We start from the raw sequence: 13,897 nt of genomic DNA, 5'->3' as shown, positions 1-13,897 counted from the left end.
GGCTATCGTGCCTTCATGCCGCGTGATCTGATTCGCATCGTCTCCCGAGACTCGCCCATGGCACTCGCCCAGGTGGAGCGGGTCCGCGCCGAGCTGGCCGTGCTCCACCCGGCGGTGCGCACCGAGGTGATCCCGGTGAAGACCACCGGCGACAAGTGGATGGGTGACCTCGCCCAGGTCGAAGGCAAGGGGGCGTTCACCAAGGAGGTCGACGCCGCCCTCCTCGCCGGTGAGGCCGACCTCGCCGTCCACTGCGTCAAGGACATCCCCGCCGACCGGCCCCTCCCGGCCGGCACCATGTTCGCCGCGTTCCTCAAGCGCGACGACATCCGCGACGCCCTCGTGGACCCGGCCGGGCGCACCCTGGACGAACTGCCCGCCGGGACCCGGATCGGCACCTCCTCCGTGCGTCGCGTCGCGCAGCTCGCCGCCTCGCACCCGCACCTGGAGTGCGTCCCGTTCCGCGGCAACGCCAACCGCCGCCTGGCGAAACTCGGCGCGGGCGAGGTCGACGCCATCCTCCTGGCCGTCTCCGGCCTGGAACGGATCGGCCGCGCGGACGTCATCACCGAGTTCCTCTCCGTGGAGACGATGATGCCGCCGATCGGTGCGGGGGTCCTCGCCCTGCAGTGCCGCGAGGCGGACACCGACACCATCGACACCGTCAGCGGCCTCGGCGATCCGGACACACACCGCGAGACCCTCGCGGAACGCATGTTCCTGCACGTCCTTCAGGGGCACTGCAACAGCCCCATCGCCGGGTTCGCTCGCGCCGGACGAGGTGGGGAACTCTCCCTGCGGGCCTCGGTGTTCACCCCTGACGGCAAGACCGTCCTCAACGCCCACGAGTGGGCCGGGCGCCTCGACCCCGCCACCCTGGGCACCTCCGTCGCGGTCGCCCTCCTCCGCCAGGGCGCAAGAAACCTCATCGACGGCATCCCCCACTAGGGCGACTTCGTCCGGTCCCGGGGATACCACCCGGGCCCCCGGGAACCGGACGACAGTGGCTATTTCACGCCGCGTGCTCCACGAACCGCTCCGCCGTACGGGCGAGCAGTTCGTGCCCGTCGCCCGCCCACAGGTCGTCGTTGAAGAGTTCGACCTCGATGGGGCCCGTGTAACCGGCGGTCTCGACGTACGACTTCCACTCGCGCATGTCGATCGTGCCGTCGCCGATCTGGCCCCGGCCGGTCAGGACGCCCGCCGGGAGGGGGGTGATCCAGTCGGCGAGTTGGAAGGTGTGGATGCGGCCACCGGCGCCCGCGCGGGCGATCGCGGCCGGGGCCGTGTCGTCCCACCAGATGTGGTACGTGTCGACCGTGACGCCCACCTGCTCCGCCGGGAAGCGCTCGGCGATGTCCAGAGCCTGGGAGAGCGTCGACACCACGCAGCGGTCCGAGGCGAACATGGGGTGGAGCGGCTCGATGGCCAGGCGTACGCCGTTCGACGCGGCGTACGGGCCCAGCTCGGACAGCGCGTCGGCGATCCGTTCCCGCGCGCCGTGCAGGTCCTTCGAGCCCGCCGGGAGGCCGCCGGACACGAGCACCAGGGTGTCCGTGCCCAGCGTCGCCGCCTCGTCGATGGCACGGCGGTTGTCCTCCAGGGCCGCCGCCCGTTCCGTCGGGTCGATCGCCGTGAAGAAGCCGCCCCGGCAGAGGGTCGTGACCGAGAGGCCCGCGTCGCGGACCAGCTTGGCTGTGGCCTCCAGGCCGTAGACCGCCACCGGCTCGCGCCAGAGGCCCACGCCCGGGATGCCCAACTCGACGCAACCGGCGACCAGTTCGGGCATCGACAGCTGCTTGACCGTCATCTGGTTGATGGAGAAGCGGGACAGATCTCCGAGGGTGCTCACTGGGCCACTCCGTACAGGGACAGCAGGTTCTTCATGCGGGTCTCCGCCAGCGCCGGGTCCGGGAACAGGCCCAGGCCGTCGGCCAGTTCGTAGGCGCGCGCGAAGTGCGGGAGGGAGCGGGCGGACTGGAGGCCGCCGACCATCGTGAAGTGCGACTGGTGGCCGGCCAGCCAGGCCAGGAACACCACACCCGTCTTGTAGAAGCGGGTCGGGGTCTGGAAGAGGTGGCGGGAGAGTTCGACGGTGGGGTCGAGGAGGTTCCGGAAGCCGGGGACGTCGCCCGTGTCCAGGACGCGTACCGCCTCCGCCGCCAGCGGGCCCAGTGGGTCGAAGATGCCGAGGAGGGCGTGGCTGAAGCCCTTCTCGTCGCCCGCGATCAGCTCGGGGTAGTTGAAGTCGTCGCCGGTGTAGCAGCGGACGCCGACGGGGAGCCTGCGGCGGATGTCGACCTCGCGCTGGGCGTCCAGCAGGGAGACCTTGATGCCGTCGACCTTGTCGGGGTGGGCCGCGATGACGTCCAGGAACACCTCCGTGGCCGCGTCGAGGTCGCTCGAACCCCAGTAGCCCTCCAGCGCCGGGTCGAACATCGGGCCGAGCCAGTGCAGGACGACCGGCTCGGTGGCCTGGCGCAGGAGGTGGCCGTAGATCTCCAGGTAGTCCTCGCGGCTCTGTGCCTCCGCCGCCAGCGCCCGCGAGGCCATCAGGATCGCCTGGGCGCCCGATTCCTCGACCAGGGCCAGCTGCTCCTCGTACGCCTTGCGGATGTCGGACAGGGAGGCCGGGCCGGTGAGCTGGTCCGTTCCCACGCCGCACGCGATCCTGCCGCCGACCGCCTTCGCCTCGGCGGCGCTGCGGCGGATCAGTTCCGCCGCGCCCGCCCAGTCGAGGCCCATGCCGCGCTGGGCGGTGTCCATCGCCTCGGCAACGCCCAGGCCGTGCGACCACAGGTGACGGCGGAAGGCGAGGGTCGCGTCCCAGTCGACGGCGGCGGGGGAATCAGGGGACACGTCCGCGTACGGGTCGGCGACGACATGCGCCGCCGAGAAGACCGTACGGGAGGTGAAGGGGGCGCCGGTCGACAACGCCAGGGGTTCCGCGCGGGGGGCGTAGACCCTCAACACCCCATCCGCGCCGGGCAGTTGGATCGTCACAGCGAGATCTCCGGAACGTCGAGACGGACACCCTCGGCCGAGGACTTCAGGCCCAGCTCGGCGAGCTGGACGCCCCGGGCGCCGGCCAGCAGGTCCCACTGGTAGGGCGCGTCGGCGTAGACGTGCTTGAAGAACAGCTCCCACTGCGCCTTGAAGCCGTTGTCGAACTCGGCGTTGTCCGGGACCTCCTGCCACTGGTCGCGGAAGGAGTAGGTGGCCGGGATGTCGGGGTTCCAGACCGGCTTCGGGGTGGCGGAGCGGTGCTGGACGCGGCAGTTGCGCAGGCCCGCCACCGCCGAGCCCTCCGTGCCGTCGACCTGGAACTCGACGAGCTCGTCGCGGTTGACGCGGACGGCCCAGGACGAGTTGATCTGGGCGATCGCGCCGCCTTCGAGCTCGAAGATGCCGTACGCGGCGTCGTCGGCCGTGGCGTCGTACGGCTTGTCCTGCTCGTCCCAGCGCTGCGGGATGTGGGTGGCGGTGAGGGCCTGGACGGACTTCACGCGGCCGAACAGCTCGTGGAGCACGTACTCCCAGTGCGGGAACATGTCGACGACGATGCCGCCGCCGTCCTCGGCGCGGTAGTTCCAGGAGGGGCGCTGCGCCTCCTGCCAGTCGCCCTCGAAGACCCAGTAGCCGAACTCGCCCCGGACGGACAGGATGCGGCCGAAGAAGCCGCCGTCGATGAGGCGCTTGAGCTTCAGCAGGCCCGGCAGGAACAGCTTGTCCTGGACGACGCCGTGCTTGATGCCGGCGGCGTCCGCGAGGCGGGCCAGCTCCAGGGCGCCGTCGAGGCCGGTGGCGGTCGGCTTCTCCGTGTAGATGTGCTTGCCGGCGGCGATCGCCTTCTTGATCGCCTCCTCGCGGGCCGAGGTGACCTGGGCGTCGAAGTAGATCTCGATCGTCGGGTCGGCGAGGACCGCGTCGACGTCCGTGGAGACGTTCTCCGGGTCCAGGCCGTGCCGCTCGGCGAGCGCCCTGAGCGCGGACTCGCGGCGGCCGACGAGGACCGGCTCCGGCCACAGCACGGTGCCGTCGCCGAGGTCCAGGCCGCCCTGCTCGCGCAGGGCGAGGATGGAGCGGACGAGGTGCTGGCGATAGCCCATGCGTCCGGTCACGCCGTTCATGGCGATCCGTACGGTCTTGCGTGTCACGGCCGGTCCCTTCGTTGTGTGCGTTCGTTTGTGCGTACGCGTCCGGCGCCGCGTACGCCCGACTAAAGGGTGAGCGTCACAGCAAGCGCTTTCTATCCAATGAGAAGCTAGCCTCTGACCAGCGGTCCGGACAAGACCGTAGGGGGGTCGAGTTGTTCGAGGGGGCGAACGGTGATCGCGGTCGTAAGGTTCCCCGACAACCCGAACATGACGCGCACCGGAGGACGAGCAACGATGACTGTGACCCTGGCGGACGTGGCGGCTCGTGCGCAGGTGTCGCCCGCGACCGTCTCCCGGGTGCTCAACGGAAACTATCCGGTGGCCGCGTCCACGCGCGAGCGGGTACTGAAGGCCGTGGACGACCTGGAGTACGTCCTCAACGGCCCCGCGAGCGCCCTCGCCGCCGCCACCTCCGATCTCGTCGGCATCCTCGTGAACGACATCGCCGACCCCTTCTTCGGGATCATGGCCGGCGCCATCCAGTCCGAGATCGGCGGGCCCGGCGGGCGCGCGGGCGGGGAGCGGCTGGCCGTGGTGTGCAACACGGGGGGCTCGCCGGAGCGTGAGCTGACGTATCTCACACTGTTGCAGCGCCAGCGGGCCGCTGCCGTCGTGCTGACGGGTGGGGCGATCGAGGACCCGGTCCATCTCGCCGCCGTCGGCAACAAGCTGCGCAAGCTGACGGAGGCCGGCACGCGGGTCGTCCTGTGCGGGCGGCCGCCCACCCCGGAGGCCATCGCGATCACCTTCGACAACCGGGGTGGCGGGCAGTTGCTCACCGAGCATCTGATCGGGCTCGGGCATCGGCGGCTCGGGTACATCGCGGGACCGGAGGAGCGGACGACCACCCGGCACCGGCTGGAGGGCCATCGGGCGGCGCTGGCGGCGGCCGGCATCGAGGACGACCCTCGGTGGACGGTCTACGGGCGCTACGACCGGCTCTCCGGGTACGAGGCGACGCTTGAGCTGTTGCGGCGGGACCCGGGGATCACGGCCGTGGTCGCGGCGAACGACACGGTGGCGTTGGGGGCGTGTGCGGCGCTGCGGGATTCGGGGTTGCGGATTCCCGACGACGTCTCCGTGGCCGGGTTCGATGATCTGCCGTTCAGCATTGACGCGGTGCCCGCGCTGACGACCGTGCGGTTGCCGTTGGCGGAGGCGGGGGCTCGGGCCGGGCGGATCGCCATGGGGCGGGAGGAGGCGCCGCATGGGGGGATCGCCACGGTTCGGGGGGAGTTGATGGTGCGGGGGTCGAGTGGGGGGCCTCGGGGGGCTTGATGTGGGGGGGGGCGTCGGGGGGGCTTGAAGTGGGGGGCTGGAACGGGTTCGCCCCCGGCGGGCTGGAACGGGCTCGGCCGCGGCGGGCTGGAACGGGCTCGGCCGCGGCGGGCTGGAACGGGTTCGCCCACGGCGGGCTGGAACGGGCTCGGCCGCGGCGGGCTGGAACGGGCTCGGCCGCGGCGGGCTGGAACGGGCTCGGCCGCGGCGGGCTGGAACGGGTTCGCCCCCGGCGGGCTGGAGCGGGCTCGGCCGCGGCGGGCTGGAACGGGTTCGCCCCCGGCGGGCTGGAGCGGGCTCGGCCGCGGCGGGCTGGAGCGGGCTCGGCCGCGGCGGGCTGGAGCGGGCTCGGCCGCGGCGGGCTGGATTGGGATTCGCCCCCGCCGCCCCTACCCGTCCCATCACCAGAGGCGCTGCCCCTTCGACCCCGTCCCGTTGCCGGGGGCTGCTGCCCCCGGGGCCCCCGCCGAGAGATTCAGGGGGGGCCGGAAGCGTGATCGGCTGCGGGTTGCGTGTGGTTGCTCGCGCAGTTCCCCGCGCCCCTGTCGGGGCGCTCCGCTCAGTATTTCGTGGGGAACAAGGCGATCTTGGCCTTCTTGCCGGAGACCGACTTCACCCAGATCTTCAGGTTGTTGAGCTTGATCGTGCCGCCGGGGCTGGTGCTGCCGCTGAGGTAGATGCCGCCGGAAGTGGCGGAGAACTTCACCGACCTCGAGCTGACGGAGACGACCTTCAGCTTGCCGAAGCCGAACTTCTTGGCGCTGACCTTGATGGTCTTGGGGGCGGACACGGTGGTGTTGCAACGGCCGTCGTAGCAGGGGCCGTTGGCGGCTTGGGCGGCCGGGGCCAGGGCGCCGAGGCCCAGGGCGGCGGTGAGGGTCAGTGTTACTGCGGTCGTGGCGGCTCGTCGGCTCATACCCGTACTCGTCGTCATCAGTTGGGCCTCCTGCCCTCGGGGAAACGCTGCGCGGCATTTCTAGCGCGGGGGCTCCGGGACCCCTCCCCAACCATGATTACGCAACGTGACGCTTCGACGTGCGACAGTCACCTCTTCCCCCTTACGTTGGGCGAGAAAGCCACCTCACCCCCCACCAAGGAGGAACCCATGGCCGCCAAGGACAAGGGCAAAATGGACAAGCTCACGGGCAAGGCCAAGGAGATGGCCGGCAAGGCCACCGGCGACCGCGAGCAGCAGGTCGAGGGCAAGACGCAGCAGGCGCGCGGCGAGGCCAAGAAGATGCGGGGCAAGACGCAGGAGAGTGTCGAGGAGGCTCAGCGTTCGGCGAGGCGCGACCGTACCTGACCGGAGTACCGCCGCCGGTGGGCGTGCCCCGCGTACGGCCCGTGAATGGGGGCTCCTGTGATGGTGGGAGCCCCCCTTCGCATGGCTGGCTGTTCCCCTTCGCATGGCCGGCGGCCTGGCTTCGCATGGCCGGCGGCCTGGCTTCGCGGGGCCGGGTGCCTGGCCCCGCAGAGCCGGGTGCCTGGCCCCGCAGAGCCGGCCGCCTGGCTTCGCGGGACCTCCCCCGTTCGCGGGCCCGCCTGGTGAGTACTCGCGTATCACGGGTACTCGGCGCGCATGGAGACGCGGGCGGACGGGCCGTCGGTGCCGGAGAGCAGGGGGCCGCTTTCGGGCGCGGTCGTGGCGGGTCTGCGTGGGGCGGGGGCGCCGCCCGGCGGCCGGGAGATCGCCGGGGCCGACCCCTTCGGCGACGATCTCCAGCTCGCCCTCTACCTCTGCTACGAACTCCACTACCGAGGCTTCGTCGGCGTCGACGCCGACCTCGAATGGGACCCGGAACTGCTGCGGTGCCGGGCGGGCCTGGAGTGGCTGTTCCTCGAAGCGCTGCGCGACAGGGCGACGCGGCACCGCAGCGCCCGGGAGGCGCTGGACGACCTGCTCGTGGAGCCGCCGGAGAGCGACGGCACCGGCGTCGGCCATTTCCTGCGGGACGAGGGCGAGCTGTGGCAGGTGCGTGAGTACGCGGCGCAGCGGTCGCTGTACCACCTGAAGGAGGCCGACCCGCACGCGTGGGTGCTGCCCCGGTTGTGGGGGCGCGCGAAGGCGGGGATGGCCGCCGTGGAGTTCGACGAGTTCGGCGGGGGCCGGGCCGAGCGGGTGCACGCGCGCCTCTTCGCCGACCTCATGACCGGCCTGGGCCTCGACCCGGCCTACGGCCGCTACGTGGACGCCGCCGGCGCCGAGGCGCTCGCCACCGTGAACCTGATGTCCCTCCTCGGCCTGCACCGCTCCCTGCGCGGCGCCCTCGTCGGCCACTTCGCCACGGTCGAGATCACCTCCTCCCCCGGCTCCCGACGGCTCGCCGACGCCATGCGGCGGACCGGGGCCGGGGCCGCCGCCGAGCACTTCTACGACGAACACGTGGAGGCCGACGCCGTACACGAGCAGGTCGTCCGGCGGGAGGTCGTCGCCGGTCTGCTGGAGGAGGAGCCGCAGCTCGACGGCGACGTGGCCTTCGGCGTGGACGCCACCAACCACCTTGAGGACGCCCTCGCCGAACGGCTCCTCGGGGCGTGGCGGAACGGCCGGTCGTCGTTGCGTACGCCTCTGCCCGCGGCTGTCTGACTGGAGGTCCCTTCCCTTGATTCCCCTCCCGCTCTCCCTGCCCGGCGTCTACGCCCCGCAGGACGACACGGATCTGCTGGTGCAAGCCCTGGGGCAGGAGCCCCTCGCCCCACGGGCCCGGGTTCTCGACATCGGTACGGGGACGGGAGCCGTCGGGCTGGCGGCGGCGCGGCGGGGTGCGCTCGTCACGGCGGTCGACATCTCCTGGCGGGCTGTGCTCAACGCCAAGGTCAACGCCGTACTGGCGCGGCTGCCGATGAGGGTCGTACGGGGGAATCTGCTGGCCCCGGTGTCGGGGCGGTCCTTCGACCTCATCCTGTCCAATCCGCCGTACGTGCCGGAGCCGGGGTTCGGCACCTACGGGCGGGTGCGGGGTCCCGCCCGGGCCTGGGACGCCGGGTCGGACGGCCGTCTCGTGCTGGACCGCATCTGCCGGGACTCGCCCTCGCTGCTGCGGCCCGGCGGGGTGCTGCTGCTGGTGCAGTCGGCCCTGAGCGACGCGGAGCGCACGCTGGCGCAGTTGCGGGCGGAGGGGTTGCGGGCCGAGGTCGTGGACCACCGCCGGGTCGCCTTCGGTCCCGTCCTGCGGTCGCGGAGCGAATGGCTGCGCAGGCGCGGGCTGCTGGGAGACGGGGGCGATGACGGCGATGGCGATGACGGCGATGGCGATGGCGATGGCCTTGCCGAGAAGGAAGAGCTGGTGATCATCCGTGCCGAACGAACCGGCTGAACGCCCTCGCAGTCCCAGTGCCAGTGCCAGTCCCAGTGCCAGTGCCAGTCACGGTCGCGGTCACCGCCGTCGCATCGCCGTTCAGCGGCCGGGCCCCCTGCTGGTGGAGGGGCCGGTCGAGGTCACCTTGGAGGACGGTACGACCGTGTCGTCGGACCGCTTCTGTGTGGCCCTGTGCACCTGTCGTCGCAGCCGGATCTACCCGTGGTGCGACACCAGCCACCGGCGCCGTGCCCAGCCGCCCACCTGAAGGGACCCCGAAGCCATGCCGAACGAGCAGCACGAGCAGCACGAGCAGCACAAGCGGCCGGAGCAGAAGTCGTACTGGATCGAGAGCGCGCCGCAGGCGAGCCCGCACCCGGCGCTGGACGGGGATCTGATCGTCGACGTGGCGGTGGTCGGGGCGGGGATCGCGGGGATCAGTACGGCGTGGGAGCTGGCGCGGCGGGGGCGGCGCGTGGCGTTGCTGGAGGCGGACCGGGTCGCCGCCGGGGTCACGGGGCATACGACGGCCAAGCTGACGGTGTTGCACACACTGATCTACGAGCGGCTGCGGCGGACCCGGGGCGCCGAGGCGGCGGGGCTGTACGCGCGGTCGCAGACGGAGGCGATCCGGCATGCCGCCGGGGTGGCGCGGGAGCTGGGGATCGCGTGCGACTGGGAGGAAGCGGCGGCCTACACGTACGCCGAGGACAAGGGGCGGGTCGACGAGTTGCGGACCGAGGCGGAGGCGGCGCGGGAGGCCGGGCTGCCCGCCGAGTTCGTGACGGAGACGGGGCTGCCGTTCCCGGTCGCGGGGGCGGTGCGGGTGGAGGAGCAGGCTCAGTTCCATCCGCGTAAGTACCTGCTGGGCCTGGTCGATGATCTCGTGCGGCAGGGCGCGTCGGTCCATGAGGGGACCCGGGTCGTACGGCTCAAGGAGGGCACGCCGTGCCGGCTGACGACCGAGGCGGGGTTCACGGTGACCGCCGGGGACGTCGTGGTCGCCACGCACTACCCCGTCTTCGACCGGGCGCTGCTCTTCACCCGGCTCTCCCCGCGCCGCGAACTGGTCCTCACCGCGCCGATCGCGGCCGACTCCGATCCGCACGGCATGTACATCACCCCCGAGCAGAACACCCGTTCGCTGCGGACCGCCCCGTACGCGGACGGACGGCGGCTGCTCGTCGTCACCGGGGAGCACTTCACGCCGGGCAGCGGGGACGCCGCCGAACGGTTCGAGCGCCTCGCCGACTGGGCCGTCGGGCGGTTCGGTCCGCTCGACTTCACCCACCGCTGGGCCACCCAGGACAACGACTCCACCGACTCCGTCCCGCTCGTCGGCCCCTTCCACGCGGGCAGCAGGCACACCTGGGTGGCGACCGGGTTCGGCGGCTGGGGGCTGAGCGGCGGCATCATGGCCGGGCGGCTGCTCGCCGAGCAGATCACCGGGCACAAGGCGCCGTGGAGCGACCTGTACGACCCGCGCCGCGTGCGCAGCGCGGTCCGCGAGGCGCCGAGCTTCCTCAAGCACCAGGCCCAGGTCGCCCGCCACTTCGTCGGCGACCGGCTCGCCCCGGCCGGTGACACGACCGTCGACACCATCGCCCCCGGCGACGGCGCGGTCGTCCGGGTCGGCGGCCACCACTGCGCGGTCCACCGCGACGACGACGGCGCCCTCCACGCCGTCTCCGCCCGCTGCACCCACCTCGGCTGCCTCGTCGCCTTCAACCGCGCCGAACGCACCTGGGAATGCCCCTGCCACGGCTCCCGCTTCGACCCGGACGGGCACATCGTGCAGGGGCCGGCGACGAAGCGGCTGGAGGGGCGGGAGATCTGATCGGGGGCAGGGGGGCGCCTCACTCATGGCGGATGCCTGGTGGGCAAGGACCGGCGCCTGGTGCTGCCCGGCGCGGTGGCGTGACGCGTGAGGCCGAGTAGGGTCGGAAGGCATGAAACTCGCGTTCTCCACTCTTGGTGTTCCCGGCCTTCCCATCGCCGACGTCGTACGTCTCGCCGTCACGCACGGCTATCACGGTGTCGAGTTGCGTGCCCATCCCGAGGAGCCGGTGCATCCGGGGATCGGGGAGGAGCAACGGGCCGACGTGGTCCGCGAGTTCAAGGCGGCGGGGGTCGAGATCCTGGGGCTCGCGGGGTACGCGCGGGTCGCGGCGCCGGGTGACGACGCGCCCGTGCTCGACGAGATCCGCCGGCTGCTCGACCTGGCGCGGGACCTGGGGGCGCCCTTCGTCCGCGTCTTCCCCGGCGCCGATCTCGACGGCGGGCAGGGCGTGGCGGAGGCCGATGTGGTCGCCGCCCGGCGGCTCGGCACGGCGGCGGAGGACGCGGCCGACCGGGGCGTACGCATCCTGCTGGAGACCCATGACTCGCACCGCACCGGCGCGGCCGCGATCCGTGTGCTCGGCCCGGTCGGGCATGGCAGCGTCGGCTCGCTCTGGGACGTGATGCACACCTGGCTCGGCGGCGAACAGCCCGCCGAGACCTACGCCGCCCTCGCCCCCTTCCTCGGCTACGTCCAGGTCAAGGACATCGCCTCCCCCGACGACACCACCCCGCTGCCGCTCGGCGCGGGCGTCCTCCCGCTCGGCGAGTGCGTCGAACTCCTCTCCCGCAAGGAGTGGGACGGCTGGCTCTGCTGGGAGTACGAGAAGCGGTGGTACGAGGGGGCCGCGCCGCTGCCGGAACTGCTGTCGGCGGGGCGGGAACACCTCGGCCGGTTGCTCAACGACGCGGCGTAAATCTATGGCCTGAGCTTGAATTATCAAGCTCAGGCCGGTAATTGACGGCAAATCAACATCGAGCCACCCAAAGCCGATCGCCTGCCGAACAAGTACCGACAGTAACTCTTGGAAAACGGAGCGCGTCGGCCTGCTCCTACACCAGACTTACCCCCCGCGACGAGCCACACCCAACTCGCTCAACGCACTCAACTGGCCATGTACCGGGGGGATTTGGCATATGCAAGGCACGGTCGACGGTTTCAACTACGGCGCGGTCACCCCAGTGGCCGCCTACATCATGGCCTGTCTGGGAGCAGCGCTCGGGCTGCGCTGTGTGGTCAGGTCGGTCAACAACGAGAAGTCCTGGAAGCCCGGTTGGCTGGCCTTAGGTGCCGCCGCGATCGGCTGCGGCATCTGGACGATGCATTTCATCGCCATGATCGGCTTCCGCGTGAAGGAGAGCCGCATCCAGTACGACGTCGGGCTGACGGTGCTCAGCCTGGCCGTCGCCATCACCGTCGTCGCCATCGGGGTGTTCGCCGTGGGCTACCGGGGCGTCAGCACCGCCTCGCTGTGCGCGGCGGGCTGCGTCACCGGGCTCGGCGTCGCCGCCATGCACTATCTCGGCATGGCCGCCATCCAGCTGAACGGCTACATCCAGTACGAGACCCCCGTCGTCGCCCTCTCCGTCGCCATCGCCATCTTCGCCGCGACCGCCGCGCTGTGGGCGGCCGTCTCGATCCGGGGCTTCCTCCCCAGCCTCGGCGCCAGCCTGGTCATGGGCGTCGCCGTCTCCGGCATGCACTACACCGGGATGGCCGCCGTGGGGGTCCACCTCCACAGCTCGACGACGACGGCCGGCGCGTTGACCGGCGAGTCCCCGATGTCCATCCTGCTGCCCATGCTCATCGGGCCGGTCATCTTCCTGCTGCTGGCGGGCGTCGTGGTGATGTTCGACCCGATGCTCGTGCTGGGCGAGGGGGAATGGAACGGCCGGCCCGCGACTCGGCCGGGTGGCCGTCCGGAACCTCGCCGCCCCGCCCCCGCGGCGTGGCACGCCGACCGGCCGGACGTGGCCCTGCCCCATCCGGAGGAGACCCCCAGCCCCAACTCCAGCCCCAGCCCTGGCTCCTTCTTCCAGCCTTCGGCGCGGCGGGGGCGCGAGGAACCTCAGCCTCAGTCTCAGGGGACTGGGCGGCGTGTTCAGCAGTGGTGAGGGCTGCTCTGTGGGGCCGGGACGTGGTTCCCCGCCCCTGCGCCTCACCCTCGGCTCCGACACCTACGACGCCATCCACGCCGCACTCACCGAACGTCTCACCGCACTCGAAACCCAAAAGGACCTTGCGGCATCCGTCGCCTTCACCCACTGACCCGACCCACCGCGGCCCCGTGGTTAGGAGTTCCAAAGGAGTTCTAAGGAGTTCTAAATGCCTGGGGGGCGCGCCCCCGCGGATGTCTAGCCGCGCGGCGGGTCCGGCAGCAGTCGTGGCTCCACCCGCTCCTCCGTCGCCGTGTCCCCCTCGCGTCGGACGATGTACGCGCCCCTGCCCGGGAGTTCGGTGACGGCCTCCACCAGGCGGGTGCCGTGGTAGACGAGGCCGACGCCGTCGTCGGTGCAGTGGGTTTCCGGGAGAGTTCCGTCGGCTACGAGGTCGTGTATCAGGGGACGGCGGCCCGCGTCGGAGTCGTAGTGGACGCCGTTTCCGTACGGGAGGTATGCCAACGCGTCGGTGACCGGGCGGAGTCGGGGGCCGAAGGAGTCGGTTGTGCCGCCCTGGAACCAGCAGATGGAGCCCGCGCTGACGCCGCTGAGGACAATGCCGGACCGCCAGGCGCGCCGGAAGACGCGGTCGAGGCCGTGGACGCGCCAGACGGCCAGCAGGTTGGCGACCGAGCCGCCCATGACCCAGACGACGTCCTGTTCGAGGACGGCCGACCCGATGTCCTCGATGTTGGGCATCGGGAAGAGCGCGAGCGGGGTCAGGTCGAAGCCCGCCACCCGTGCGGCCTCGCTCATGCGGGCGGTCATGTGCTCGGAGTCGCCGACGGCCGTGCCGACGTACATGACCTTCGGGCGCCGCCCGTCGACACCCGACAGCTCCACCGCGTGGTGCACCAGGGAGTGGAAGGTCACCCGGGTGCGGTCGCCGAGGCGGTGGCCGCCGGAGGTGGCGACGATGGTGGGCTCGGAGGCGGTCATGGGCGGGAGGGTAGCAAGGGTGCGCCGTCCGGCTCTCCTCTGATGGCAACGCGCCCCCAGCCCACCGAGCCCCCCCGGCGCACCCGCCACCTCACCCGTACCAACTTCCGGAATTCCGCCCATTCCCGGGAACCCCGGCCCACCTCGCCTCGTCCAAACGCCATGCTGTCGGATGAGTCTCCGCGGTGCGGTGTCGGCTTCGCTGCTGGCTGCGATCGCTGACCA

Annotated in this window: 15 protein-coding genes; 10 read left to right on the top strand and 5 right to left on the bottom strand. The window is 71.7% G+C overall.

Going from position 1 to position 13,897, the window contains the following annotated elements:
• Nucleotides 1-15 precede the first annotated feature (15 nt).
• Nucleotides 16-948 (top strand): hydroxymethylbilane synthase, encoded by a 933-nt coding sequence (gene hemC / locus I8N67_RS32085; protein ID WP_200307761.1) that lies wholly within the window; start codon nt 16-18, stop codon nt 946-948.
• A 64-nt stretch (nt 949-1,012) separates the two neighbouring features.
• Here hemC and I8N67_RS32080 read toward each other — a convergent pair whose 3' ends face one another.
• From I8N67_RS32080 to I8N67_RS32070, 3 genes are read right to left on the bottom strand one after another with little or no spacing between them, the layout of a single operon-like run.
• Entirely contained in the window at nt 1,013-1,810 is a 798-nt protein-coding gene (locus tag I8N67_RS32080) for a sugar phosphate isomerase/epimerase family protein (RefSeq protein WP_200307781.1), read from the bottom strand.
• Between the two features lie 38 nt (nt 1,811-1,848).
• Nucleotides 1,849-3,003, bottom strand: a complete 1,155-nt coding sequence (locus I8N67_RS32075) for a dihydrodipicolinate synthase family protein (protein ID WP_200307760.1) — start codon at nt 3,001-3,003, stop codon at nt 1,849-1,851.
• Nucleotides 3,000-4,157, bottom strand: coding sequence for a Gfo/Idh/MocA family protein (locus I8N67_RS32070; RefSeq protein WP_200307759.1), 1,158 nt, complete (start codon nt 4,155-4,157; stop codon nt 3,000-3,002). Before I8N67_RS32070 ends, I8N67_RS32075 begins: the two co-directional genes overlap by 4 nt.
• Nucleotides 4,158-4,391: 234 nt before the next feature.
• On the opposite strand from I8N67_RS32070, the gene I8N67_RS32065 reads away from it, so the two are divergent.
• Nucleotides 4,392-5,435: a LacI family DNA-binding transcriptional regulator gene (locus I8N67_RS32065; RefSeq protein ID WP_200307758.1), complete on the top strand. Its 1,044-nt coding sequence runs from the start codon at nt 4,392-4,394 to the stop codon at nt 5,433-5,435.
• Nucleotides 5,436-5,994: 559 nt separating this feature from the next.
• Here I8N67_RS32065 and I8N67_RS32060 read toward each other — a convergent pair.
• Nucleotides 5,995-6,369 (bottom strand): hypothetical protein, encoded by a 375-nt coding sequence (locus I8N67_RS32060; RefSeq protein WP_200307757.1) that lies wholly within the window; start codon nt 6,367-6,369, stop codon nt 5,995-5,997.
• Between the two features lie 171 nt (nt 6,370-6,540).
• Here I8N67_RS32060 and I8N67_RS32055 point away from each other — a divergent pair, with 171 nt between their 5' ends.
• The 8 genes from I8N67_RS32055 to I8N67_RS32020 all read left to right on the top strand — a co-directional run bounded on the left by I8N67_RS32055 (nt 6,541) and on the right by I8N67_RS32020 (nt 12,842).
• Nucleotides 6,541-6,738 (top strand): CsbD family protein, encoded by a 198-nt coding sequence (locus I8N67_RS32055; RefSeq protein ID WP_200307756.1) that lies wholly within the window; start codon nt 6,541-6,543, stop codon nt 6,736-6,738.
• 276 nt (nt 6,739-7,014) lie between these two features.
• On the top strand, nt 7,015-8,022 hold the full coding sequence (locus I8N67_RS32050; RefSeq protein ID WP_200307755.1) for an iron-containing redox enzyme family protein: 1,008 nt from the start codon (nt 7,015-7,017) through the stop codon (nt 8,020-8,022).
• A gap of 16 nt (nt 8,023-8,038) precedes the next feature.
• Nucleotides 8,039-8,752: a HemK2/MTQ2 family protein methyltransferase gene (locus I8N67_RS32045; RefSeq protein WP_200307754.1), complete on the top strand. Its 714-nt coding sequence runs from the start codon at nt 8,039-8,041 to the stop codon at nt 8,750-8,752.
• Nucleotides 8,733-9,002, top strand: coding sequence for a CDGSH iron-sulfur domain-containing protein (locus I8N67_RS32040; RefSeq protein ID WP_372443848.1), 270 nt, complete (start codon nt 8,733-8,735; stop codon nt 9,000-9,002). The genes I8N67_RS32045 and I8N67_RS32040 overlap by 20 nt, the downstream gene beginning before the upstream one ends.
• 15 nt (nt 9,003-9,017) lie before the next feature.
• On the top strand, nt 9,018-10,571 hold the full coding sequence (locus tag I8N67_RS32035; protein ID WP_200307753.1) for an FAD-dependent oxidoreductase: 1,554 nt from the start codon (nt 9,018-9,020) through the stop codon (nt 10,569-10,571).
• Nucleotides 10,572-10,683: 112 nt separating this feature from the next.
• Nucleotides 10,684-11,490: a sugar phosphate isomerase/epimerase family protein gene (locus tag I8N67_RS32030; protein WP_200307752.1), complete on the top strand. Its 807-nt coding sequence runs from the start codon at nt 10,684-10,686 to the stop codon at nt 11,488-11,490.
• A gap of 220 nt (nt 11,491-11,710) precedes the next feature.
• Entirely contained in the window at nt 11,711-12,688 is a 978-nt protein-coding gene (locus I8N67_RS32025) for an MHYT domain-containing protein (protein WP_200307751.1), read from the top strand.
• A 10-nt stretch (nt 12,689-12,698) separates the two neighbouring features.
• Nucleotides 12,699-12,842, top strand: coding sequence for a hypothetical protein (locus tag I8N67_RS32020; protein ID WP_200307750.1), 144 nt, complete (start codon nt 12,699-12,701; stop codon nt 12,840-12,842).
• An 86-nt stretch (nt 12,843-12,928) separates the two neighbouring features.
• Here I8N67_RS32020 and I8N67_RS32015 read toward each other — a convergent pair whose 3' ends face one another.
• Entirely contained in the window at nt 12,929-13,672 is a 744-nt protein-coding gene (locus I8N67_RS32015) for a Type 1 glutamine amidotransferase-like domain-containing protein (protein WP_200307749.1), read from the bottom strand.
• Nucleotides 13,673-13,897 lie beyond the last annotated feature (225 nt).

The organism is Streptomyces adelaidensis (assembly GCF_016598475.1).
Taxonomy (GTDB): Bacteria; Actinomycetota; Actinomycetes; order Streptomycetales; family Streptomycetaceae; genus Streptomyces; species Streptomyces adelaidensis.
The sequence above is the reverse complement of the archived record's forward strand: the minus strand, read 5'-3'. Positions and strand labels throughout refer to the sequence as shown.